We start from the raw sequence: 23842 nt of genomic DNA on the forward strand, positions 1-23842 counted from the left end.
CTCAGATCCCCCGCACCAGCCGGCTGGCGAGCAGCCCGGCGGCAAAGAAGGTGGCCAGGAACACGAAGGCCGCCACAGCCAGGGTGGCGGCACCGGACAAGCCCAGGCCACTGGTGCAGCCCGCCGCGACGCGGGCCCCGACACCGGCGAGCGTGCCGCCCGCCAAAGCTGTCAGCGCGCGACGGCCCAGGCCGATGCTGCGCAGACCATCCAGTTGCAGGCGAAAGCGTCCGGCCTGCCAGGCCGACAGGCCGGCACCCAGCGCCACGCCGAGGACCTGCCAGGTGATCCACGAGGGCAGGGGGTTGCCGTTCTCCAGCAGCGGACCCAGGTAGCCATTGGCCGCCGTCGCCTGCGGAGCGATCACGCCACCCAGCCAGGCGCTCAGACGGGTGGAGGCCCCGGTGGCGCCCAGCCCGTGGCCGGTGAGCACGAAGGTGAGCAGCAGCACCAGGCCGAGAACGATGCCGGCCAGCAGCGGGTTCCAGAAAGGGCGCATGGCGTGCGGTGGCTTGGCGGCAGGGACAGCGTTCATCGTGGCGGCTTGGCGTGATACCCAATGGGGTATGACATCATACCGGCCAGTGACGACCCCATGTCAAGTCCGCGCCGACCCGCGGGCGGTTCGCAAGGCGACCTGTCTGGCCGCGATCAGCCTGCCCGCAGCGGGCGCTGCAGACCTGTCGCCAGCTGGGCCATGGCGCCTCCGTTCATGGCCTGGCGGTAGCCCATCTGGCTCAGCACCGCGCAGGCAAAGGCCGATCGTGCCCCCGAGGCGCAGTAGACGATCAGTGGCTGCGCGAGGTCGGGCAGCAGGCGTGGCGCGGCGTGCTGGAGCTGGTCCAGCGGGAGGTGCAGTGCGCCGTCGATGTGGCCGCCGGCGAACTCGGCGGGCGTGCGGACGTCGAGCAGCACGGGCGGGGGTGCGGCGGTGCGGTCGTCAGGGTCGGCAGTGCGCATGTCTCAGTGTTTCCACCAGTTTCGTGTCAGGAACATTCACATAATATCTGCATGTGCTTATATCTCAATAGGCAGATTTGTGGATTCTTCTGAAGAGGACCGGGTGTTCGAACGCGCAGCAGAGCTGTTTGCCCTGCTGTCGACGCCGGTGCGCCTGCGGATCGTCCACGACCTGATGGGCGGAGAACGCACCGTGAGCCAGTTGATCGAGAGCGTGGGCGCCAGCCAGCCCAACCTGTCGCAGCACCTGGCCACCCTGTACCGCTGCGGCCTGCTGAGCCGACGCCGCGACGGCGTGCACATGCTCTACCGGATCGCCGGCGACCGCCTGGCGGCCCTGACCCAGTGGCTTGAGGCCCAGGCGGCGTCGCGCCCCCGGGGCCGCGAACCCAAGGAGACACCGTGACCCAAGACGATCGCATCCGTCTGCAACCCTTCCCCGCCGGGGGGCGGCTGCTGAAGGCGCCCGAGAACTTCCTCGATGCGCAAGGCATCCGCACCGTCTGGGCCGAGGCCAGGCAGGGGCGCCGCCATTTCATCCGCAGCGCTTTTGCGGCCGCGGCCGGCGCCAGCGCCGCTGGCGTCGCCCAGGCCACCTCGAACCCGGTGCCGGCCAGCGGGGGCGATGACAACATCCTGAACCTGCCCACCCACGCCACCACGCTGGGTGAGGGCGTGGCCACGCAGCCTTACGGCCTGCCGTCGAAGTTCGAGGCCAACGTGGCCCGCCGCCAGAGCCCGGGCCTGTCGCAGACCACCCAGGCCTCGGTCGCCTTCGCGCCGCTGCAGTCGCTGTTCGGCATTGTCACGCCCAGCGGCCTGCACTTCGAGCGCCACCATCAGGGCTGGTACGACATCGATCCGTCCAGGCACCGCCTGATGGTGCATGGCGCCGACGAGAAACTGGTCAGCAAGCCGCACGTCTTCACGATGGATGAGCTGATGCGGCTGCCCTCGGTGTCGCGCTTCCATTTCATCGAATGCGGCGCCAACACCTCGATCGAGTGGGGCAACGTGGCGGTGCCCACCGCGCAGTACACCCACGGCATGCTGTCGTGCAGCGAGTTCACCGGCGTGCCGCTGAAGCTGGTGCTGGACATGTGCGGTGTCGACGCCAGGCGCGGCCGCTTCGTGCTGGCCGAGGGCGGTGACGGCTCGGCGATGACCCGCACCATCCCGATGTCGCTGATCGAGAGCGGCGAGGTGCTGCTGGCCTGGGGCCAGAACGGCGAGATGCTGCGCCCCCAGCAGGGCTACCCGCTGCGCCTGGTGGTGCCGGGCGTGCAGGGCGTCAGCTGGGTCAAGTACCTGCGGCGCATCAAGGTGGGCGACCAGCCCTTCGGCACCAAGGACGAGGTGCTGGGCTACACCGACCTGATGCCCGACGGCACGCACCGCCAGTACAGCAGCCTGATGGAGGTCAAGAGCGTGGTCACCACGCCCTCGGGCGGCCAGGTGCTGCTGGACAAGGGCTTCTACAACATCAGCGGCCTGGCCTGGTCGGGCCGCGGCAAGATCAAGCGGGTCGACGTGTCAGTGGACGGTGGGCGCAACTGGCGCGAGGCGCGCCTGGAGACGCCGGTGATGTCGAAGTGCCTGACGCGCTTCAACCTCGACTGGGTCTGGGACGGCCAGCCCGCGCTGATCCAGAGCCGGGCCACCGACGAGACCGGCCACACCCAGGCCACCTACCGCCAACTGCGCGCGGTGCGCGGCACCCGCTCGATCTACCACAACAACGCCATCCAGACCTGGCTGGTCGAGGCCAATGGTGAGGTGAAGAATGTCCAGCTGTCGTGATCTGCGTTCCGGTGTCGCCGCGCTGGCCCTGGGCCTGGGCCTGGCGGCGCTGGCCCACGGCGCCAGCACCCCGGCGCCACCCAAGCCCGACGGCGGCCTGGCGCCGGTGTCCAGCGGCCTCTACAACGGCATCGGCCGCCCGGCCACCGAGCGGGAAATCGCCGCCTGGAACATCGACGTGCGCCCCGACCTGCAGGGCCTGCCCAAGGGGTCGGGGTCGGTCGCCCAGGGCCAGGACATCTGGGAATCCAAGTGCGCCGCCTGCCATGGCGTCTTTGGCGAGTCGCGCGAGTTCTTCAGCCCCATCGTCGGCGGCACCACCAAGGACGATGTCAAGACCGGCCGGGTGGCCCGCCTGCTCGACGAGGCCTACCCCGAGCGCACGGCGATGATGAAGCTCAGCTCGGTCTCCACCCTGTTCGACTTCATCAACCGGGCGATGCCCTGGAACGCGCCGAAGTCCCTGAAGACCGACGAGGTCTATGCGGTCGTGGCCTACATCCTGAATCTGGCCTACGTGCTGCCCGACGACTATGTGCTGTCGGACCGCAACATGGCCGAGGTGCAGAAGCTCATCCCCAACCGCAACGGCATGCAGACCCGCCATGGCCTGTGGCCGGGCAAGGAACTCGGTCACGGCAAGCCCGATGTGCAAGGATCGGCCTGCATGAAGGACTGTGCCACCGAGGTCAAGGTCGCGTCGCTGCTGCCTGAGTTCGCCCGCAACGCGCACGGCAACCTGGCCGATCAGCAGCGCATCGTCGGCGCGCAGTTGGGCGCCGACACCACCAGGCCCTCCGGGGCGCCTCGGGCGGCCGCGACGGCCGCAGCGAGCCCGGCGCCGGCCGCGGCGGCGACGCCAGCGCCGGCGATCGCGCTGCTCAGCAAGCACGGCTGCGTGGCCTGCCATGGCGTGGAGAACAAGATCGTCGGTCCGTCGCTGCGCGACGTGGCTGCGCGGCACGGCTCGCGGGCCGACGCCGTGGACTACCTGAGCGGCAAGATCCGCTCGGGAGGCGCAGGGCTATGGGGGGCGATCCCGATGCCAGCGCAGACCCTGTCGGAGAATGATGCCCAGAGCATTGCCCAATGGCTGGCGGCCGGCGCCAAGAAATGAGTCGACCACCAGGGTCGACCGTCCTTTCAACCCTCGGGCTGGCGGCACCGGACAGCACCCGACACCCTCTGTTTCCATCCAAGGAGAAATCCATGATCCATCGTCGTGACATGCTGGCGCACAGCGCCACCGTCGCCGGTCTGCTGGCCACCGCCGGTCTGGTCCCCACGGCAGCCCGCGCCAACTGGAACCAGCCGGCCTTCGATGCCAAGTCGATGGCCGAGGCCGTCAAGTCGCTGGGTGGCGCCGCGCCCACCGAGAGCAAGGACGTGGTGCTGACCGGCCCCGACATCGCCGAGAACGGCGCCGTGGTGCCGGTGGGTGCATCCACCAACCTGCCCGGTGTGAAGCGCCTGGCCATCCTGATCGAGAAGAACCCGTCGGCCCTGGCCGCGGTCTTCGAGGTCAGCGACGCGATCGACGCCAACATCGCCACCCGTGTGAAGATGGGCCAGTCGTCCAATGTGTACGCCGTGGCCATGATGGCCGACGGCAAGGTGCTCTACGCGACCAAGGAAATCAAGGTCACGCTCGGCGGCTGCGGCGGCTGATCGACAGTCCCCCTTCCAGCGAATCCAAGCAATCCAGGAGAACACACCATGGCAGATCCGATGCGCATCCGCGCCCAGTCCGCTGGCGACAAGACCACTGTGCGCGTGCTGATGAGTCACGAAATGGAAACCGGCCAGCGCAAGGACAGCGCCGGCAAGGTGATCCCCGCCTGGTTCATCCAGGAAGTCAGTGCCACCCTGAACGGCAAGCCGGTGCTCAGCGCCCAGTGGGGCCCGTCGGTGTCGAAGAACCCCTTCCTGCAGTTCAGCGTCAAGGGCGCCAAGGCCGGTGACAAGGTGGCCGTCACCTGGACCGACAACAAGGGCGACAAGCGCACGGACGAAGCCACCGTGTCCTGAGCCACGCAACCGCGCGCGACCCTTCCATCCATGTCCCCAGGAGACACCGTGTCCCACACGATCCGCTTGAGCCTCGCGGCCCTGGCACTGGCGCTGGGCGCCGGCGCCCAGGCCCAGAAGTCGGCCGCCGACGGCATCGCCGAATACCGTGCCATGCTGGCCGACGGCAATCCCGCCGAGCTGTTCGAAGCCAAGGGTGAAGACCTCTGGAAGAAGGCTCGCGGCCCGAAGAACGCGTCGCTCGAGCGGTGTGACCTGGGCAAGGGGCCGGGCGTCATCAAGGGCGCCTGGGTGGAGCTGCCGCGCTGGTTCGCCGACACCGGCCGCGTGCAGGACCTGGAGTCGCGCCTGCTGACCTGCATGGAGACCCTCCAGGGGCTGGACGCCAAGGCGATAGCAGCCACGCCCTTTGGCAAGGGCGAGCAGGCCAACATGGAGGCGCTGGCGGCCTACATCTCGGCCGAGTCGCGCGGCCTGAAGATGAACCTGCCGCAGGCCCATGCCGAAGAGAAGCGCATGTACGCGATGGGCCGCAAGGCCTTCTTCTTCCGCGGCGGGCCGATGGATTTCGCCTGCGCCACCTGCCACGGCGAGGCCGGCAAGCGCATCCGCCTGCAGGACCTGCCCGATCTGCGCGGCAACCCCGGTGATGGGGTCGGCTTCGCGGCCTGGCCGGCCTACCGCGTCTCCAGCGGCGAGATGTGGAGCATGCAGCGCCGCCTGAACGACTGCTACCGCCAGCAGCGCTTCCCGTACCCGGGCTTCGCCTCCGAGGTGACGATCGCCCTGGGCGTGTACATGGGCGTGAACGCCAAGGGTGCCGAGTCGATCGCACCGGCGATCAAGCGCTGATCCAGCAGGAGACCCGTGATGAAGAAAACCACCCCGCTGCTGGCCGCTGTCGCCGTCGTCGCTCTGGCTGGTTGCGCCAGTGCACCCAGTCCGGCCGAGTTGCAGGCGCAGTTCAGCGCGATGCTGAAGTCCTCGTTCCGCGACGAGGGCATCGCCAAGCTCGACCGGCTGGAGCAGGACGCCGGTCAGGCCGCCTGCTCCACCGGCCAGGCGCCCACGCCCGAGCAGGCCAAGGCCATCGAGGCCGAAGCCCTGGCGACGATCAAGCCACCCAGCGACGGCGCCTACCTGGGCGACTGGCGCGAAGGCGAGAAGCTGGCCCAGAACGGCCGTGGCATGACCTGGACCGACAAGTCGGCCGACCCATCGGCCAACGGCGCCAACTGCTACAACTGCCACCAGATCAGCAAGGCCGAGATCTCGTACGGCACGATCGGCCCCAGCCTGTACCAGTTCGGCAAGCTGCGCGGCGTGGCCAACCCGACCGCCCCGGAGGCGCAGGCGATGGTGCAGTACACCTGGGGCAAGCTCAACAATGCCTGGGCCTACAACGCCTGCTCCAACATGCCGCGCTTCGGGCACAAGAAGCTGCTGAACGAGCAGCAACTCAAGCACCTGATGGCGCTGCTGCTCGACCCCACCTCGCCGGTGAACGCGCAGTAGGCCGCCCCCGGTTTTTTCCGTGTCGTCGTCGTCCGCGCACCACCCTCGGGGTGCGCGGGCTCCTTCCTTGGAAGCTTCCCCGATGAATATCAGTAAGCGCGAATTCATGCAGGTGCTCAGCGCGGCCTCGGTGGCCGGCATGGGCCTGGGCCGATGGTCCGAGGCCGACGCGGCCACGGCGCAGAAGGGCCTGTACGACGTGCCCCGGTTTGGCAACGTCTCGTTCCTGCACATGACCGACTGCCATGCGCAGCTGATGCCGATCCGCTTCCGCGAACCCAGCGTGAACCTGGGCATCGGCGGCATGAAGGGCCAACTGCCGCACCTGGTGGGCGAGCATCTGCTGAAGACCCTTGGTGCGCGTCCGGACACCGACCTGTCGCACGCCTTCACCTGCCTCGACTTCGAGAAGGCCTCGCGCCGCTACGGCAAGGTCGGCGGCTTTGCCCACCTGGCCACGCTGGTCAGGCAGCTCAAGGCCAGCCGCCCGGGCGCGCTGCTGCTCGATGGCGGCGACACCTGGCAGGGTTCGGCCACCTCGCTGTGGACCAACGCCCAGGACATGGTCGACGCCTGCAAGCTGCTGGGCGTGGACGTGATGACCGGCCACTGGGAGTTCACCTACGGCATGGAGCGCGTCCAGGAGATCGTCAACAAGGACTTCAAGGGCCAGGTCGACTTCGTCGCGCAGAACATCAAGACCACCGACTTCGGCGACCCCGTCTTCAAGCCCTATGTGATCCGCGAGATCAATGGCGTGCCCTGCGCCATCATCGGCCAGGCCTTCCCCTACACGCCGATCGCCAACCCGCGCTACATGGTGGCCGACTGGAGCTTCGGCATCCAGGACGAGAACATGCAGGCCATGGTGGACGAAGCCCGCGGCAAGGGGGCGCAGGTGGTGGTGGTGGTCAGCCACAACGGCATGGATGTGGATCTGAAGATGGCCAGCCGGGTGCGCGGCATCGACGCCATCTTCGGCGGCCACACGCATGACGGCGTGCCGGTGGCCATTCCCGTGAAGAACGCCGGCGGCACCACGCTGGTCACCAATGCGGGCTCGAACAGCAAGTTCCTCGGCCTGATGGACTTCGACGTCAAGGGCGGCAAGGTGGTGGACTTCCGCTACCGCCTGCTGCCGGTCTTCGCCAACCAGCTGCAGGCCGATCCGGCGATGGCGGCGCTGATCAGGAAGATTCGCGATCCCTACGAGACCAAGCTGAACGAGAAGCTCGCCGTCACCGAAGGCCTGCTGTACCGCCGCGGCAACTTCAACGGCAGCTGGGACCAGCTGATCGTCGATGCGCTGATCGACGTGCAGGGCGCCGATCTGGCCTTCTCGCCGGGCTTCCGCTGGGGCACCTCGCTGCTGCCGGGCGAGACCATCACGCGCGAGCTGATGATGGACCAACTGGCCATCACCTACCCCTACGCCACCCTCACCGAGATGAGTGGCGAGATGATCAAGACGGTGCTGGAAGACGTCTGCGACAACCTGTTCAACCCCGACCCCTACTACCAGCAGGGCGGCGACATGGTGCGCGTGGGCGGCCTCACCTACACCTGCACCCCGGGCGCGGCGATGGGCAGCCGCATCAGCGACATGCGCCTGAAGGGCAAGCCGATCGACGCCGGCAAGACCTACAAGGTGGCCGGCTGGGCGCCGGTGGCCGAGGAAGCGCGCACTGCGCCCGGCAACAAGCCGGTGTGGGACGTGGTCGAAACCTGGCTGAAGTCGCAGGGCGGCCGCGTCAAGCCGCGGGCCATCAACACGCCGTCGCTGGTCGGCGTGCAGGGCAACCCGGGGATGGTGGCCTGACCGGGTCAGGGCCGCGGGTAGCTCTCGCTGCCGGTGGCCAGGGTCGGCGCCGCGGGCAGCACATCGCGCGGTCGGTCCAGCAGGTGATCGACCACGGTGCCCGCGGCCCAGATGCTGCACAGCGTGACCCAGGAGGTCAGCGCAAAGACCGCGGCCCCTGACACGCCGGCACCCACCGCACAACCGCCGGCCAGCATGCCGCCAAAGCCCATCAGCATGGCGCCGGCGATGTAGCGGCGCATGGACTGGCCATCCTTGAAGCCCTCCAGCGTCCACTCGCGCCACAGCAGGGCCGACACCAGGGAGCCCAGGGCCACGCCCGGTACCAGACCCAGGTCGAACTTCAGCGCGTGGCCGGGTGGCGAGAGCACCAGCATCAGGGTGTCGGCGGCCGGGCCTGTGAAGGACAGGCTCTGCACCGGGATCACCAGATCAAAGGCCTGGCGCGACAGGGCCCAGGTGGTCAGCCAGGCCACGGCCACCATCAGGCCCACGCCGATCGCGCCGAACCAGCCCCAGAAGCGCACCTGCTGGCGCCAGGCCCACACCAGCGCGGCCAGCAGCCACACGCCACCGAAGACGACGCCGATCGTGTGGTTCCAGCCCAGCCAGGCCAGCAGGTCACGGGCCGAGCCGCCTTCGATGGTCCACCAACCGGCAATCTCCAGGCGCAGCGGTGACATCAGACCCGACAGCGCCGATTGCGCCGTCACGGCGAACACCAGGCCCGAGAGCAGGGCACGCAGGTTGCCCTGTGCCGCCAGCACCAGCAGGCGGCTGGAGCAGCCGCGCGCCAGGATCATGCCGGCGCCGAACATCGCGCCGCCCACGATGGCGCCGGACAGGCTGCCGCGGGCCGACAGCTGACGCGCATCACTCACGTCCAGCCAGCCGGCCAGAATGAAGGCCTGGGTGGCGATCACCGCGGTGGAGAAGGTGAACAGCCAGACGGTCAGCTTGCCCTCGCGCGTGCCGCGCGAAAACTCGATCACCGCCGAGCGCATGCAGAAGCGCGAGCGGTGGGCGAAGAAGCCGAACAGCACGCCGATGGCCGCGCCGGCCAGCGTGATGGCCCACATCTCGCCCACCTGGGCGATCAGGGATTCGAGGAACATGGCGGGCTCGTCCGGCGGCGCATCCGTGTGTGCTGATGCGGCGATGATGAGCCCGTGACCCTGCCCGGCCCTTGACCTTGGTCAGGCCCGGGCACCGCGGCCGCGGTCAACCGAGCACGTCGGCCCAGATGTTCTTCGCCCAGGCCTCGGCGTAGCGGCCTTCCAGGTCGGAGCGCACATCGGAGACGCCGCCCGAGCCGCCGATCGTGAAGAAGCTCTTCTTCGGCGCCTGGTACTCGTGCACGCTGGCCACGTGGATCACGTGGGTGGCGTCGACATAGCTCATGCAGACGTTGGTCAGCATCGGGTGCGGGTTGACTTCCATGCCCTGCAGCTCGGCCACGATGGCGGCGGCGGTGACCTTGGCGTGCGAGTTGGCCATGTGGCCGGACTTGGGCATGCCCTGGGCCACCTGGATCGCGTCGCCGATGACGTGGATGTCCTTGGCGGCCGTCGACTCGAAGGTCAGGAAGTCGGTATGGCACCAGCGGCCGTTGGCGTTGGCCAGACCGGTGTCCACCGCCAGCTTGCCGGCACGCATCACCGGCAGCACGTTCAGCACGTCGGCCTTGACGTCGTCCTGCACGTCGAACTTCAGCGTGCGGCTCCTGCCGTCCACCGACACCGCCTTGTGCTGCGGCCGGTACTCCACCATCGGGCCGTAGATCTCGGCCCAGGCCTTCTTGAACAGCGGGCCCTTGGAGGTCACATCCTGGTTGGCGTCCAGGATCAGCACCTTGGACTTGGGCTTGTGCTGCTTCAGGTAGGCCGCCACCACGCTGGCGCGCTCGTAGGGGCCGGGAGGGCAGCGGTAGGGCGCCTCGGGGATGCTGATGGCGAACACGCCGCCGTCGCGCATCGACTCGAGCTGCCGGCGCAGCGCCATCGTCTCGGGGCCGGCCTTCCAGGCGTGCAGCACGTCGCCCGCGGCGTGGGCGGCCTGCAGGCCCTCGATCTGCTCCCACATGAAGTCGATGCCGGGGGCCAGCACCAGCTTGTCATAGCTCACCGAGCCACCAGAAGCCAGGGTCGCGGTCTTCCTGGCCGGATCGACCGAGGCCACCCTGTCCTGCACCACGCGCACGCCATGCCTGCTGGACAGGCCGGTGTAGGGGTTGGTGATGTCGGCCATGGTCTTCATGCCGGCGATCACCAGGTTGGACACCGGGCAGGAGACAAAGGCCGCGCTGGGCTCGACCATCATCACGTCGATGCTGTAATCGGACAGCAGGCGGATGTACTTGGACACCGTTGCGCCACCGTAGCCACCGCCCACCACCAGCACCTTGGCCTTGTTCGCCGAGCCGACCGACGCGCAGCCGGCCACGCCCAGTGCGCTGCCAGCCACCAGGCCGGCCAGGAGTTGTCTGCGTTGCGTCATGAGCACCTCCCTCAGGGCTTCTGCTTGGAGAAATAGACCGCCAGGGTCTCGAGCTGCTCCTGCGAGTAGCCCCTGGTGATCTGGTGCATGATGGTGGCGGGCCGCTGGCCGCTGCGGAAGGCCATCAGCTGGCTCAGGATGTAGTCCTGCGGCAGCCCAGCGAGCTTGATCAGGGCTTCGCCCTGGACGGCGTGGCCGTCGGTGCCGTGGCAGTGGGCGCAGGTGGCTGCCAGCGAGCGGGTGCGCAGCGTCGTGGGGTCCTTGGCGACAGCCGGCACCGCCAGCATCAGCAGCAGGGCCGCCAACAGGGGGCGTGGGGTCATGGGTGTTGTCTCCGGGGGCAGGGGGCCGCACACGGGGCTTGGCGCGCATGCGGTGTCGGACTTATAGTGTCCGAAATATCATTGATTGCTGATGTGGTGTTATCCCTGAAGTCGTCACGTCGCTACTTTCTGGCGGGCTGCGGCTGCAGCGCGGCCCTGGGCTGGCTGCCGCGCAGCCTGCGTGCCGAAGGGGCGCCGGCCGTCACCGTCGAGATGGCGCCGCAGCAGGTGGCCGAGGGCGTCTACTACGTGCAGGGCGAGTCGGCGCTCGGCTCGTCGGCCAATCAGAACTTCATCTCGAATGCCGGTTTCGTGATCACGGCCGACAGCGTCGTGGTGGTCGATGCGCTGGGCTCGCCACCGCTGGCGCAGCGTCTGCTGGCGCAGATCCGCGCGATCACGCCGCTGCCGGTGCGGCATGTGCTGGTCACCCACTACCACGCCGACCACATCTACGGCCTGCAGGTCTTCCAGGCGGCGGGCGCGAAGATCGTCGCCCAGGCGCGCGCCCGCGAGTACCTGGCGTCCGACACCGCCCGGCTGCGCCTGCAGTCCAGCCGCGAAGAGATGTTCCCCTGGGTCGACGAACAGACCCGGCTGGTGCCGGCCGATCGCTGGCTGGGGCTGGACGGCAGCCTGCGCGAAGAAGTGCTGGACATCGGGGGCACGCGCTTCGTGCTGCGGCCGGTCGGGCCGTCGCACACGCCCGAGGACCTGGTCATTTCGGTGCCGCAGCGCGGCGTGCTGTTCTCCGGCGACCTGTTGTTCCGCGGGCGTGTGCCCTTTGTCGGCCAGGCCGACAGCGCGGGCTGGATCAAGGCCCTGGACGGCATGCTGGCGGCGCAGCCGACGGTGGTGGTGCCGGGGCATGGGCCGGCGTCCACCGAGCCCCGCGCCGACATGCAGCTCACGCGGGACTACCTGGTCTACCTGCGCGAGCGCATGGGCGAGGCCGCCCGCAACATGGACCCCTTCGACGAGGCCTACCGCGCCACCGACTGGAGCCGCTTCGAGAAGCTGCCGCTGTTCCAGGCCGCCAACCGAATGAACGCCTACAACACCTACCTGCTGATGGAGTCCAGCCAGCGATGAACGCCGTGCCGGCTCGTCGTCGCCTGGGCCTGCTGCTGGCGCTGGCCGCCACCGGCCTGGCCGGCGCCGCACCGGCCCGGGCGCTGCAGCGCGGCGACAGGCTGGTGCCGCCACCGCTGCCGCTGCTCGACGGGCGGCGGCTGCGTCCGCAGGATTGGGCGGGACAGGCCTGGGTGCTGAGTTTCTTCACCCTTGACTGCCCCTACTGCCAGCGCCACAACGCACGCCTGGATACGCTGTCACGGCGCATGGCCGGTCAGGGCCTGCAGGTGCTGGGCGTGACCCAGGATCAACCCGAGGCGGTGCGCGAACACCTGCAGCGCCACGGCCTGGGTTTCGCCGCCACCGCGCAGGGGGCGACACTGCGCGCGCTGGTCACCGCCCGCCGCATCGTGCCCTTCACCGCGGTGATCGACGGCCAGGGGGTGGTTCGCGAACTGATCCCAGGCGAAATGAGCGACGATGACGTACAGGGTCTGGCGCGCTGGGCCCAGCCGTCCGGCGCCAGCGGACCCCTTTGAGGAGACCTCATGCCGCGATTCTTCCCGGCCCTGCTGGCCATCGCCGCTGTCGGCAGTCTGGCGCTGACACTGGTGCGCGCCGCCGAGCCGGCGGTCCCGGAGATCTTCAAGGAGGCGGACCTGGCCCTGGGCGCGAAGCTGATCGCCGAGCACCGCTGCACCGAGTGCCACACCCGCCACATGGGGGGCAGCGGGGGCGAGGACATCTACAACCCCCAGGGCCGGATCCGCGACGCCGGCGCGCTGCGCGGCATGGTGGAGGGCTGCAACACCCAGCTCAAGCTGCAGATGTTTCCCGAGGAAGTGACCGCGGTGGCGGCGGTCCTGAACCAGCGGCATTACCGGTTCAGCCGCTGAGGGAAGCATCCCGTGGGCGGCTTGGCGCTGGCTGCATGCGCGCATCAGTGCATACCGATACAATGACGCTCAACTGCCCCCGGACCCGCCATGTCACAGGATCCCAGCCTCCACGCCGACACGGTGTTTGACTCCGTGGCGGAGCTGTTCTCGCTGCTGTCGACGCCGGTGCGCCTGAAGATCATCAGCGCCCTGTGCAACGGCGAGAAGAACGTGTCCCAGCTGCTCGAGGAAATCGAGACCACGCAGCCCAACATGTCGCAGCACCTGGCCACCCTGTACCGGGCCGGTGTGGTGGGCAAACGGCGCGACAGCACCCAGATCTACTACCGCCTGCAGAGCGAACGCGTGGCCACCTTGTGCCGGGCGGTGTGCACCCAGGTGGCCAGCGAGATGGATCCAGACAGCGCGGTCGACCCGGATCAGCGGCTGCGCCCGGCCCAGGGCGTGCGCTGAGCGTCGACGCCGAGGGCCGACGCTAACGGCCGTCAGCGCACCTTGCCCAGCAGGGTCTGCACCTCTTCCAGCACCTCGGTCAGCTGCTTGCGGTTCTTGGCGCTGTCGCCCAGCCGGTTGCCGAGTTCCTGCTCCATGAAGCACACCGTCATGCGCACATAGGTGCTGTCCAGCGCCTTGCGCACCGCCGCCATCTGGCTGGCGATGTCCAGGCAGGGCTGGCCCTCCTCGATCATGCGCTGGATGCCGCGCAACTGCCCTTCGGCGCGCTTGAGGCGGTTGAGCAGGTCGGTGCGGTTCTTCTCGTCGGTCAGCTGGGACATGGCACACAGCTCCAGCGATGGAGCCTGGGAGGTGGTCACGGCCGCCATTGTCGTCGCTTCCGAAAGAAGGTGTCAGAGGCAGGGCTGGAGGGCTCAGCGCGGGCAGGCGGCCGCCGATTCGGGCACGCCGGCCTTGCGCAGGAACCAGACCATCGGGCAGACGTTGGTGAAGCCGAACTGCAGCAGGTTCAGGCCGACAAAGGCGGTGAAGGCCAGGGCCCAGCGGCTGACGAACAGCGGGCTGCCCTCGACGCCCAGCGCCAGTGACAGCAGGATGAAGGTGCCGGCGATCACGCGGATCCAGCGTTCGATGGTCATGGAAAGCTCCTTGGAATGACGAATGGGGGGGGTCAGCGGTCGGTGAGCCGCACGATGCCCAGGGCCTTGAGCACGTACTTCTCGTAGACCGGCTCCGAGTTGCCGGACTTCATCTTGGACAGGAAGTACTTCTCGAAGGCGATCTTGGCCAGGTGCACCCACTTGCCCTTCTTGAACCAGTTGACGTTGCGCGGCGGGATCTGCGGCAGGGCCACGAAGGCGGCGCCGGTGTCGCCCATGTCGGCCAGGCAGATCGCGTTCCAGGTGCCCTGGGCGGTGACCGGGCGGCCGGCCAGCTCGTCGGCGATGTTGTGGGCGATGGCCGAGACCATGGTCTCGATCATGTAGCCGGTCTTGGGTGCACCGGTGGGCACCGGCGTGGTTTCCACCGGGGGGATGGCCACGCACACGCCGGCCGAGAAGATGTTGCGGTAGGCCTTGCTGCGCTGGAACTCGTCGATGAGGACGAAGCCGCGCGGGTTGCACAGCCCGGGCACCGCCGCCACCGCGTCCACGCCCTTGAAGGCGGGCAGCATCATCGCCAGCTTGAAGGGCACCTCGTGTTCCTTGTAGACGTTGCCCAGGCCGTCGACCTCGGTGGTGAACAGCCTGCCGGCCTCGACCTTGGTGGTCCTGGCATTGCAGATCCACTTGATGTCGTGGTTGCGCAGCTCGCTCTCGAGCATGCTCTTGCTGTCGCCCACGCCGCCCAGGCCCAGGTGGCCGATGTAGGGCTCGCTGGTCACATAGGTCATCGGCACCTTGTGGCGCAGCTTGCGCTTGCGCAGGTCGGCGTCGACGATGAAGGCGAACTCGTAGGCCGGGCCGAAGCAACTGGCCATGGGCATGGCGCCCACCACGATCGGGCCGGGGTTCTTCAGGAACTGCTCGTAGTCGTGCCAGAAGGCCTGGGCGTGGTCGACCGAACAGACCGAGTGCGTATGACCGCCATGCGGGCCGGCGCCCGGCACCTCGTCGAAGCTGAGCTTCGGACCGGTGGTGATCACCAGGTAGTCGTAGCTCAGCGACTGGCCATCGGCCAGCGTCAGCGTGTTGCCCGGGGCGTCGATCGTGGTGACCGCTTGCGGGACGAAGGCGATACCCTTTCTGGCCAGCAGCGGGCCGATCTCCAGCACGATGTCGTCGCGCTGGCGCCAGCCCACCGCCACCCAGGGGTTGGAGGGCACGAACTGGAAGTAGCTCACCGCGCTGACGACGGTGATCTGGTGCTCCTTGGGCAGCAGTTCGCGCAGCTCATAGGCGGCGGGCATGCCGCCGATGCCGGCGCCCATGATGACGATGTGGGCCATGGTGTCTTGTCTCCGGAAGGCGTGAAGGGACCGCTCAGGTGGCGGCTTGGGGGACGTGTCGGCCTTGATAGACCGCGAAATAGAGCACCGGGATCACGACCAGCGTGAGCACGGTCGAGACCAGGATGCCGAAGATCAGCGACACGGCCAGACCATTGAAGATCGGGTCGTCGAGGATGAAGAAGGCGCCGATCATGGCGGCCAGCGCGGTCAGCGCGATCGGCTGCGCGCGCACCCGGGCCGACTCGGCCACCGCGCGGGCGAAGGGCACGCCCTGGGCCACCTGCAGCTCGATGAAGTCGACCAGCAGGATCGAGTTGCGCACGATGATGCCGGCCAGCGCGATCATGCCGATCATGCTGGTGGCGGTGAACTGCGCGCCCAGCAGCGCATGGCCGGGCATCACGCCGATGATGGTCAGCGGGATCGGCGCCATGATGATCAGCGGCGTCAGGTAGCTGCGGAACTGCGCTACCACCAGCAGGTAGATCAGGATCAGGCCCACGCCATAGGCGGCGCCCATGTCGCGGAAGGTCTCGTAGGTGACCTGCCATTCGCCGTCCCACTTGATCGCGTAGCTGCGGAAGGGGTCGGAGGGCTGGCGGATCCAGTACTCGGCCACGCCGCCGGTGCCCTCCAGCGCGGCCTGGGCCAGGTGGGGGCGGATGCTGAACAGGCCGTACAGCGGTGAATCGAGCCGACCGGCCATGTCGCCGAACACATAGCTCACGCCCTGCAGGTCCTTGGTGAACAGCGGCTTGTCGATCACCCCGCGCTGCACCTGCACCAACTCGGACAGCGGCACCAGCTGGCCATTGCCAGCGCGCAGCGGCAGCGCCAGCAGGGCGTCCAGCCCGACCTGGGCGCTGCGCGGCAGTTGCAGACGCACGGGCACCGGGTACTTGCTGGCGCCGTCCTCGTGCAGCCAGGCGGCATCGGCCCCGGACAGGGCGGCCTGCACCGTCTGCGCCACCACGGCCACCGGAATGCCCAGCGCCTCGGCGCGCTGGCGGCGGATGCGCAGGAAGGCGCGCGGGGCGTTCTCCTCCAGCGTCGTCTCGATGCCGACGATGTCGGGCGTGGCACGGAAGGCCTGGGCCACGCGCGCGGCCAGGGCCTGGCGGCCGGCCTCGTCGGGGCCGTAGACCTCGGCCACCAGCGGGCTCATCACGGGCGGACCAGGCGGGACCTCGACCACCTGGATGCGCGCGCCGTGCGCGGCGGCGATCTTCTCCAGGGCCGGACGCAGGCGCTGGGCGATGGCGTGGCTCTTGTCGCTGCGGTGGTGCTTGTCGACCAGGTTGACCTGCAGGTCGCCCTGCTCGGCGTCGGCGCGCAGGTAGTACTGGCGCACCAGGCCGTTGAAGGTGATCGGGCTGGCGGTGCCGGCGTAGGCCTGCAGGTCGGTGACCTCGGGCTGGGTGGCCAGGAAGGCGCCCATGTCCTGCAGCGCGGCGGCCGTGGTCTCCAGCGGCGTGCCGGCGGGCATCTCCACCACCACCTGGAACTCCGACTTGTTGTCGAAGGGCAGCATCTTCAGCACCACCCACTGCACCAGGGCCAGACCGACCGACAGCACCAGCGCGCCGACGATGCCGACCACCAGCAGCCAGCGCTTGCGGGCGCTGGCCAGCAGCGGCTCCAGCAGGGCGGCGAAGACGCCACCGAGCCGGGCACCGACGCCCACGGGTGCGAGGGCGGCATGGTCGCCGTGGTGCGGCTTCATCAGCTTGAGCGCCAGCCAGGGCGTCACGGTGAAGGCGATCGCCAGCGACAGCGCCATGCCCATGCTGGCGTTGATGGGGATCGGGCTCATGTACGGCCCCATCAGCCCGCTGACGAAGGCCATCGGCAGCAGCGCGGCGATCACGGTCAGCGTGGCCAGGATGGTCGGGCCGCCGACCTCGTCCACCGCACCGGGGATGATCTCGCGCAGGCTGCGGCCGGGGAACAGCTGCTGGTGGCGGTGGATGTTCTCGACCACCACGATCGCGTCATCGACCAGGATGCCGATCGAGAAGATCAGCGCGAACAGCGACACCCGGTTGAGCGTGAAGCCCCAGGCCCAGGAGGCGAACAGGGTGGCCGTCAGCGTCAGGATCACCGCGGCGCCGACGATCACCGCCTCGCGCCGACCCAGGGCCACGCCCACCAGCAGGATCACCGACGCGGTGGCGAAGGCCAGTTTCTGGATCAGCTTGTTGGCCTTCTCAGCCGCGGTCTCGCCGTAGTTGCGGGTGACGCTGACCTCGATGCCTTCGGGAATGACCGTGCCCTTGAGCTCGTCCAGGCGGGCCAAGGTGGCCGCGGCCACATCCACCGCGTTCATGCCGGGCTTCTTGGTCACGGTCAGCGTCAGCGCCGGCAGCGCCTGGCCAGCCCCCGGCGCCGAGGCGCCCTGGGCAGCGCCCGGCAGGTGCCACACCAGGTGGCCGGGCTGGGCGGCGCCGTCGCGCACCTGGGCCACCTCACGCAGGTAGACCGGCTTGCCGGCGTGGGTACCGACCACCACGTCGGCGACCTCCTCGGCCGAGCGCAGGAATTCGCCGGTCTGCACCGCCAGCAGACGATCCTCACCGGCCTGCGCCACCTGGCCGGCCGGCATCGACAGGTTGGCCGCGGACAGCGTGTCGCGCAGCCGCTGCAGGTCGACACCGCGCTCGCGCAGGCGGGAGGGATCGAGTTCAACCACCACCGCGCGGCCAGGGCTGCCGATGGTCTGCACCTCACGGCTGCCGGGCACGCGCTTGAGTTCGGCTTCCAGCGTGTGGGCCACACGCTGCAGTTCCAGCGCCGGCCGGGCGTCGGCCGACCACAGCGTGACGGCCAGCACCGGCACGTCGTCGATGCCCATGGGCCGCACGATCGGGGTCATCGTGCCCAGGCCGGCGGGCAGCCAGTCCTGGTTGGCGTTGAGCACGTCGTACAGGCGCACCAGCGCCTCGGTGCGCGGCACGCCCACCTTGAACTGCACCGTCAGCACGGCCACGCCGGGACGGGCGACCGAATAGGTGTGCTCGATGCCGGCGATCTGCGACAGCGCCTGCTCGGCCGGGCGGGCCACCATGGCCTGCACGTCGGCCGCGCTGGCCCCCGGGAAGGGGATCAGCACATTGGCCATCGTGACGTTGATCTGCGGCTCTTCCTCGCGCGGCGTGACCAGCACGGCGAACAGGCCCAGCAGCAGCGCCACCAGCGCCAGCAGCGGCGTGATCGCGTTGGCCTGGAAGGCCGCGGCCAGGCGGCCGGAAATGCCCATGGGTGCGTCGGCGGGTCGGGGATCGGTCACGGCGGCGGTCCTCAGCGTGCGGCGGGCGTGGCGTCGGCCAGGCCGGCGCGCACCGCATCGGCCGCGATCTGCTCGCCTGCCTTCAGGCCCGCCAGCACCTCGACCTGTGGGCCCTGGCGGCTGCCCAGGCGCACGGCGCGCAGCACGAAGCGCTGGTCGCGCAACACATAGACCGCTTCCAGCTCACCCCGCTGCAGCACCGCCGCGGCCGGAATGAGGAGCGCACGCGTCGTGGGCTCAGTCGGGGCGCCGTCAAAGCGCACGCTGACGCTCTGGCCCGGCGTGGCCTGGGCAGAGGCCGGCAGGTCCAGGCGCCACTCGACGGTCTGCGAGACCGGGTCGGTGGTGGGCAGTTCGGTGCTGCGCAGCGGCGTGACCCACTGCCCGTCGGGCAGTTGCACCTGCCGTCCGCTGGCCTGGCGGGCGGCCGCGGAGCGCGAGGCTGGCACCTGGACCACCGCGCGCAGCGCGCCGGGGGCGTACAGCGTCAGGATCGGCCGACCGGGCGCCGCCAGGTCGCCGGTGTCCAGGTGGGTGGCCAGCACCACGCCGTCGAACGGCGCGGTGATGGTGCTGAAGTCGCGTGCCAGCGCGGCCTGGCGCCGCCCGCCCTGGGCGGCCTGCAGCCCCGCCTGGGCGGACTTGAGCTGGGTTTCGGCCACGTCCAGTGCGGCCTGGCTGACAAATCCCTTGGCGCGCAGGTCGCGGGTGCGTTCGGCCTGGACCTGGGCATTGCGCAGTTCCGCTTCGGCCTGCAGCACGCCGCCCTCGCTGCGGCTGAGCGCGGCAGCCGGTTCACGGTCGTCGATGCGGGCCAGCCACTGGCCGGCCTTGACCCGGTCGCCGGCCTTGACGCCAAGGGCCAGCACGTTGCCGGAGGCCTGGGCCGCCACCGTGGCCTGGCGCAGCGCCTCGATCGTAGCGGACATCTCCAGGCTGCGGCCGGCGCTGGCCGCGCTGAGCTGGATCACCGGCACCGGGGTGGCGGCGATCGCGGCCCCGGTGAGCAGACCGGTCAGGCCCAGACCCAGTGCAGGCAGCAGGCGGCGACGGAGCCGGCTTGGAACGGCGGTGTTCTTGATACCCATATGGGTATCGTATCAGATACACCGTAGGGTATCAAACCCCTGGTTGTCCTCAGGTCAAACCCGAGGGTGGCGGGACCTCAGTCCCGCTCGGCCCGCCACAGCAGGAACTTCAGCGTCGCCACCGCACCGGCGATGATGCCGGCCAGCGCCAGGAAGGAGCCGATGGCCAGCGTGGACACGCCGCTGAGCCCCTGGCCCACGGTGCAGCCCAGCGCCGTGACGCCACCAAAACCCATCAGCACCGCACCCGCCAGCTGCTGGCGCAGGTCATCGAGCGATGCAAAGCCCTCCCAGCGGAAGCGACCGGTGGCCAGCGACACCGCCGCCGCACCCAGCACCACGCCCAGCACACTGGCGATGCCGAAGCTGATCTTCAGCGACTGGTCGGTCCAGCGCTGCAGCAGCTCCAGGCCATAGGCCAGCGGACCGACAAAGCTCATCGACTCCATCGCGCGTGAGTTGGTGGCGAAGTAAGTCATCTCCAGCGTCTCGGGGTTCTCGCCATAGCCCAGATGACCGCTGACGTACCAGCCGGCCACCACGCAGGCGCCGATCACCGTGCCGCCCAGGACCTGCCAGCCCTGGCTGCGGAAGCGCCGGTCCGCAAACACCCAGACCAGCAGCGCCAGCACCAGCACGCCGGTGGTGGTCAGGGCGGCCTGCTGCGGCGCCAGGCCCGTGGCCTGCTGCAGCAGAGTCGGCAGGCCCTGGTCCTTCCAGCCCAGCGCGGCCAGGTCCAGCGCCACCGGGTCCAGCCACTGTGCGCGCCATTGGGCGAACAGGCCCTTGAGTGCCAGGCTGGCCGACACCGCCAGCACCAGCAGCACCACCAGCGAGCGCAGGCTGCCGCTGCCGGCGCGCAGCAGGTTCTTGTTGGCGCAGCCGCCCGCCAGGGTCATGCCCACGCCGAACAGCACGCCGCCCACCAGCAGGGACAGCCAGGGCAGGCGGGGCCGCATCGCCACCGCCTGGGTCAGGTCGATCAGGCCCGCCTGTGACAGCGCTGCCGTGCCGGCCATGGCCACGGCCATGGCCAAGGCCCACATGCGCATGCGGCCCCAGTGGCCCATGTTGACGATGTCGGATAAGGCCCCCATGGTGCAGAAGTTGCTGCGCTGCGCGGCCGCGCCCAGCACCATGGCGCAGACCAGACCGCCCAGGACGACCGTGCTTTCAATCGACATGTTCACCCCTTGCGCAGGAAGAACACGAAGCGGTCACCTTCGCTGCGCTGCTCCAGCAGGGGATTGCCGGTCTGTTCGGCGAAGGTGGGGATGTCGTCCAGCGAGCCCGGGTCGGTGGTGGACACGCGCAACACCTGGCCGCTGGCCATGCCGGCCAGCGACTTGCGGGTCTTCACGATGGGCAGCGGGCAGGCGAGTCCGCAGGCGTCGAGGTCCTGGTCAAAATGCATCGGTGGGTATCCTGTCTTCGGCGGGGCGTGGATCCGGCCCGCGGGCGGCAGCCTCGATTGTCGGGCAAGTGCCCGGCCGATCGCCGCGTGGGGCTGCCGCCGCTGACAGACCTACCGGCCGGGGCGAGCCTCTCGGGGCGTCAGTAGTCCAGCCGCTCGACCTTCACCGCCACGGGCGCCTGCGGCGACACGATCGCCCCCAGCGCCTGGGCGTAGATGTCCACCGCGTTGTCAAAGCAGCCGTGCGAGGCCGCGATGCCCTTGACGCCGTTGGACACGCTGGGCTTGCTCAGCACCTGTGGCTGGCCCTGGCCCAGGCTGCTCCAGAAGGCCTGCCAGTCCAGCACCTCCTGGCGGCGGTCCTGCGACCAGATGTCAGCCGCCAGCGAGCCGGGGTCGAATGCCTTGGCCATGCCCAGGATCGGCATTTTGTGCACGTCCTCGAAAGCCCGGCTGACCAGGTACAGCAGCGACTTGCGGTAGGGACCGACGCTGTCGTTCAGTTCATTGGCGTCCGACAGCACATGCAGGGCCAGCCGGTCCCCGCGCAGCGTGCCGCGCTGCACCGCCGGGCGGTAATGGTCCAGCGCAAAACGCAGCGTGCAGGCCGGCGCGAACAGGCGCAGGCTGGCGGCGGCCAGGCCAGCCTCGTGCAGGCGATCCAGCATGGCGCCCAGCACGATCGAGCCGGCGGAGTGGCCGACCAGGTGGATCTCCAGCTTCGGGATCTGCGCCTTCAGGGCCTTCAGTTGCGCCACCATCAGGCGCACGCCGCCCTGGGCGTCGCTGCTGGCGCGCTCGGCGTTGAGCTTCATCTGGCCCCACATCGCGCCGCCGGGCCCGCGCAGCGCGGGCTCGAGCATGCGGTCGGTGGTCTCGCTCAGCCGGTCCAGCCAGCCGCGGGCCGGAGCACCGCCGCGGCTGCCCAGGCCGAAGCGGGCCATCTGCTCCTCGACCAGGTCCGACACGGTTTCCATCGGCCCAGAGCGCCAGCTGATGAACAGCGGGTAGATGCCGTTGGCCAGCGCGTAGGGCGCCATCACGCGGATGCGGGTGATCGAGTCGGCCTCGCTGTTGAGGCCGCCGTGGGCGTAGACCATCAGCTTGACGCTGCCCTGGGCCTTCAGCCAGGCCAGCGGACGGGTCATCGTGGCGGCCTCCAGGGCGCTTGCGGCGCTGTCGGCGGTGATGTCGTTGCGTACCGGAAAGCCGCGGTCCAGCACCAGCGTATGGCGGTAGGCCTGGTCGGGGTCCAGCGGCTGGTGAGCGGGGTTCTTCAGGCCCTGGTAGCGGCGGGTCAAGGCGTCGTCAGCGCCGACCAGGCCGGCTGGGCGCTCGTTGGCTGCCGCAGTGGCGCCGGTGCCGGCGGGCACCAGGAAGCGGGGCGCGCGCCGTGCGCGTGCGGCGCCCGCCGCGGCGGTCTTGCCCTTGCGGGGCGCAGCGGTGGCCGCTGCCGGCCCCAGGCGTGGCACGCCCAGTGTGAACACCCAGGCATCGGTGGCATGGGTGACCCAGTCCTCGTAGGGCAGCAGCGCAAAACCGTGCGAGCCCCAGTCCGGGCCCCAGGAGTTCTGCACCACGAAGCCATCGGCGTTGTAGCCGATCAGTGCAAAGGCGTGACCGCCGGCATCCTTCGGGCGCGGCACGGCGCGGATGCGCACCAGATCGGCATGGCCGGTGAGGGTCTTGCGGGCGGGCACGGCCCAGCCTTCATGCACCGTGGCCGAGACATAGACCACGCCGTTCTCGCGCAAGGCGGCCTGCAGGTCGACCACCGAGCGCACATCCACCCGGTAGTACACGCCCAGCGTGCAGGCCAGCGCGTCCACATCCCAGTTGCGATCGGGGTCGTCGGGGTGCCTGGCATCCTCCCCAGGGGGCCGGCGGCGGCCTTGCTTGTCGGTGCCGTGCGGCCACAGCGCGGCGCGGCACACGCCGTGTCGGTGCCAGCCCTTGAGGGCACCGCGGCAGCTCGAGCCTTCGTAGTCCTCACCCGGCCACTCGTCGTACAGCCGCGCGAGTTGGTACAGCATCGCCGGGCTGACCTGGCGCTCGACGCTGCCACCCGCCTGCATGGCGCGGATGAACAGCTGGTAGTTGATCGCCGCCGCCAGCCCGAAGCCGGTGCAGGCGCCTTCCTGGCCCTGGTCCAGGATCAGCGGCGCATAGCGCGGCAGCAACTCGCGCACATCGACATCGGTAGGCCACTGCGTGGGCAGGTTGCCCAGCGGTGGCAGATAAGGCCGGTCGCGCAGGTCCAGGCGGTCGGGGCGGGCATCCAGCGACACGGCGCGCTGGCCGATCTGCACGTTCTTGGTGGGCATGGCGGTCTCCCGGTGGCGTGCGCTGATGCTAGGCGCAACGCGGTCACCGGTGCACCCTGATGCCTTGGGGAGGCCGGCGCAAAGAAAAAGCCCGTCGCGGTGACACGACGGGCTTGGCAGTCTGGCTCCCCGACCTGGGCTCGAACCAGGGACCTACGGATTAACAGTCCGGCGCTCTACCGACTGAGCTATCGGGGAAGGGATCTTGGATGTCGGCCGGTGCATACGGTGGCACACCGGCGTCTTGATCGTCTGACCTGAGTTACACCAACCTGGGCAGTTGCAAGAAGCAGTTGCCATGTTTGGCTCCCCGACCTGGGCTCGAACCAGGGACCTACGGATTAACAGTCCGGCGCTCTACCGACTGAGCTATCGGGGAACAGGTAAGCCTGAGATTATAGGCAGATTT

The 23842-nt window shown here is 69.3% G+C and carries 25 protein-coding genes and 2 tRNA genes; 12 read left to right on the forward strand and 15 right to left on the reverse strand.

The genetic code is table 11. The features are described from left to right. Position 1: 1 nt before the first annotated feature. On the reverse strand, positions 2–535 hold the full coding sequence (locus tag KAK07_RS16310; RefSeq protein WP_247661060.1) for a YeeE/YedE thiosulfate transporter family protein: 534 nt from the start codon (positions 533–535) through the stop codon (positions 2–4). A 116-nt stretch (positions 536–651) separates the two neighbouring features. Then, positions 652–960, reverse strand: coding sequence for a rhodanese-like domain-containing protein (locus KAK07_RS16315; protein ID WP_210861913.1), 309 nt, complete (start codon positions 958–960; stop codon positions 652–654). A gap of 79 nt (positions 961–1039) precedes the next feature. Between KAK07_RS16315 and KAK07_RS16320 the strand changes: the two genes are divergently transcribed. From KAK07_RS16320 to soxB, 8 genes are all read left to right on the forward strand, one after another. Then, positions 1040–1366 carry an ArsR/SmtB family transcription factor gene (locus tag KAK07_RS16320; RefSeq protein ID WP_310738545.1) on the forward strand — a complete coding sequence of 109 codons (327 nt, stop codon included), beginning with the start codon at positions 1040–1042 and terminating at the stop codon, positions 1364–1366. Beyond that, positions 1363–2760: a sulfite dehydrogenase gene (gene soxC / locus KAK07_RS16325; RefSeq protein WP_310740742.1), complete on the forward strand. Its 1398-nt coding sequence runs from the start codon at positions 1363–1365 to the stop codon at positions 2758–2760. Before KAK07_RS16320 ends, soxC begins: the two co-directional genes overlap by 4 nt. Continuing rightward, a complete protein-coding gene (locus KAK07_RS16330; RefSeq protein WP_210861915.1) occupies positions 2744–3877 on the forward strand; it encodes a c-type cytochrome in 1134 nt (377 codons plus the stop codon). Before soxC ends, KAK07_RS16330 begins: the two co-directional genes overlap by 17 nt. Positions 3878–3969: 92 nt before the next feature. Then, positions 3970–4428, forward strand: a complete 459-nt coding sequence (gene soxY, locus KAK07_RS16335) for a thiosulfate oxidation carrier protein SoxY (RefSeq protein ID WP_210853789.1) — start codon at positions 3970–3972, stop codon at positions 4426–4428. Positions 4429–4476: 48 nt separating this feature from the next. After that, complete coding sequence (gene soxZ / locus KAK07_RS16340) at positions 4477–4788, forward strand: thiosulfate oxidation carrier complex protein SoxZ (RefSeq protein WP_210853790.1); 312 nt, start codon at positions 4477–4479, stop codon at positions 4786–4788. Positions 4789–4818: 30 nt separating this feature from the next. Next, positions 4819–5640, forward strand: a complete 822-nt coding sequence (gene soxA / locus KAK07_RS16345; RefSeq protein WP_210861918.1) for a sulfur oxidation c-type cytochrome SoxA — start codon at positions 4819–4821, stop codon at positions 5638–5640. An 18-nt stretch (positions 5641–5658) separates the two neighbouring features. Next, positions 5659–6303: a sulfur oxidation c-type cytochrome SoxX gene (gene soxX, locus KAK07_RS16350; protein WP_210861920.1), complete on the forward strand. Its 645-nt coding sequence runs from the start codon at positions 5659–5661 to the stop codon at positions 6301–6303. An 82-nt stretch (positions 6304–6385) separates the two neighbouring features. Beyond that, positions 6386–8122 carry a thiosulfohydrolase SoxB gene (soxB, locus tag KAK07_RS16355; RefSeq protein WP_210861922.1) on the forward strand — a complete coding sequence of 579 codons (1737 nt, stop codon included), beginning with the start codon at positions 6386–6388 and terminating at the stop codon, positions 8120–8122. A 5-nt stretch (positions 8123–8127) separates the two neighbouring features. On the opposite strand, the gene KAK07_RS16360 is transcribed toward soxB, so the two are convergent. The 3 genes from KAK07_RS16360 to KAK07_RS16370 form a co-directional block, all read right to left on the reverse strand. After that, positions 8128–9237 (reverse strand): YeeE/YedE family protein, encoded by a 1110-nt coding sequence (locus tag KAK07_RS16360; protein WP_210853794.1) that lies wholly within the window; start codon positions 9235–9237, stop codon positions 8128–8130. A 106-nt stretch (positions 9238–9343) separates the two neighbouring features. Next, complete coding sequence (locus KAK07_RS16365; protein WP_210861929.1) at positions 9344–10618, reverse strand: NAD(P)/FAD-dependent oxidoreductase; 1275 nt, start codon at positions 10616–10618, stop codon at positions 9344–9346. Positions 10619–10629: 11 nt separating this feature from the next. Then, positions 10630–10941 (reverse strand): c-type cytochrome, encoded by a 312-nt coding sequence (locus KAK07_RS16370; protein WP_210853795.1) that lies wholly within the window; start codon positions 10939–10941, stop codon positions 10630–10632. 213 nt (positions 10942–11154) lie between these two features. On the opposite strand from KAK07_RS16370, the gene KAK07_RS16375 reads away from it, so the two are divergent. The 4 genes from KAK07_RS16375 to KAK07_RS16390 all read left to right on the forward strand — a co-directional run bounded on the left by KAK07_RS16375 (position 11155) and on the right by KAK07_RS16390 (position 13367). Beyond that, the gene (locus KAK07_RS16375; protein WP_210861982.1) at positions 11155–12033 is read left to right on the forward strand and encodes an MBL fold metallo-hydrolase; all 879 of its coding nucleotides are present in this window, start codon (positions 11155–11157) and stop codon (positions 12031–12033) included. Next, positions 12030–12554 (forward strand): TlpA disulfide reductase family protein, encoded by a 525-nt coding sequence (locus KAK07_RS16380; protein WP_210861931.1) that lies wholly within the window; start codon positions 12030–12032, stop codon positions 12552–12554. Before KAK07_RS16375 ends, KAK07_RS16380 begins: the two co-directional genes overlap by 4 nt. A 9-nt stretch (positions 12555–12563) precedes the next feature. Then, positions 12564–12911, forward strand: coding sequence for a hypothetical protein (locus KAK07_RS16385; RefSeq protein ID WP_247664403.1), 348 nt, complete (start codon positions 12564–12566; stop codon positions 12909–12911). Between the two features lie 90 nt (positions 12912–13001). Then, a complete protein-coding gene (locus KAK07_RS16390; protein ID WP_210853797.1) occupies positions 13002–13367 on the forward strand; it encodes an ArsR/SmtB family transcription factor in 366 nt (121 codons plus the stop codon). Between the two features lie 32 nt (positions 13368–13399). Here the strand turns inward: KAK07_RS16390 and KAK07_RS16395 are convergent, their stop codons facing one another. The 10 genes from KAK07_RS16395 to KAK07_RS16440 form a co-directional block, all read right to left on the reverse strand. Next, entirely contained in the window at positions 13400–13690 is a 291-nt protein-coding gene (locus tag KAK07_RS16395) for a metal-sensing transcriptional repressor (protein WP_210853798.1), read from the reverse strand. 93 nt (positions 13691–13783) lie between these two features. Continuing rightward, a complete protein-coding gene (locus tag KAK07_RS16400; RefSeq protein ID WP_210853799.1) occupies positions 13784–14008 on the reverse strand; it encodes a YgaP family membrane protein in 225 nt (74 codons plus the stop codon). 32 nt (positions 14009–14040) lie between these two features. Further along, positions 14041–15318 carry an NAD(P)/FAD-dependent oxidoreductase gene (locus KAK07_RS16405; RefSeq protein ID WP_210861932.1) on the reverse strand — a complete coding sequence of 426 codons (1278 nt, stop codon included), beginning with the start codon at positions 15316–15318 and terminating at the stop codon, positions 14041–14043. 34 nt (positions 15319–15352) lie between these two features. Continuing rightward, a complete protein-coding gene (locus KAK07_RS16410; protein ID WP_210861986.1) occupies positions 15353–18577 on the reverse strand; it encodes an efflux RND transporter permease subunit in 3225 nt (1074 codons plus the stop codon). A 41-nt stretch (positions 18578–18618) separates the two neighbouring features. After that, the gene (locus tag KAK07_RS16415) at positions 18619–19695 is read right to left on the reverse strand and encodes an efflux RND transporter periplasmic adaptor subunit (protein ID WP_210861934.1); all 1077 of its coding nucleotides are present in this window, start codon (positions 19693–19695) and stop codon (positions 18619–18621) included. Positions 19696–19772: 77 nt separating this feature from the next. Beyond that, a complete protein-coding gene (locus KAK07_RS16420) occupies positions 19773–20879 on the reverse strand; it encodes a YeeE/YedE family protein (protein WP_210861936.1) in 1107 nt (368 codons plus the stop codon). A 2-nt stretch (positions 20880–20881) separates the two neighbouring features. Then, a complete protein-coding gene (locus tag KAK07_RS16425) occupies positions 20882–21109 on the reverse strand; it encodes a sulfurtransferase TusA family protein (protein ID WP_210853803.1) in 228 nt (75 codons plus the stop codon). A 140-nt stretch (positions 21110–21249) separates the two neighbouring features. Next, positions 21250–23433 (reverse strand): C1 family peptidase, encoded by a 2184-nt coding sequence (locus KAK07_RS16430; protein ID WP_210861939.1) that lies wholly within the window; start codon positions 23431–23433, stop codon positions 21250–21252. Between the two features lie 122 nt (positions 23434–23555). Further along, positions 23556–23631 (reverse strand) — tRNA-Asn (locus KAK07_RS16435). Between the two features lie 105 nt (positions 23632–23736). After that, positions 23737–23812: transfer RNA gene (locus tag KAK07_RS16440), tRNA-Asn, on the reverse strand. Positions 23813–23842 lie beyond the last annotated feature (30 nt).

It is taken from the genome of Ideonella alba, assembly GCF_018069875.1.
GTDB classification, from domain to species: domain Bacteria; phylum Pseudomonadota; class Gammaproteobacteria; order Burkholderiales; family Burkholderiaceae_C; genus Ideonella; species Ideonella alba.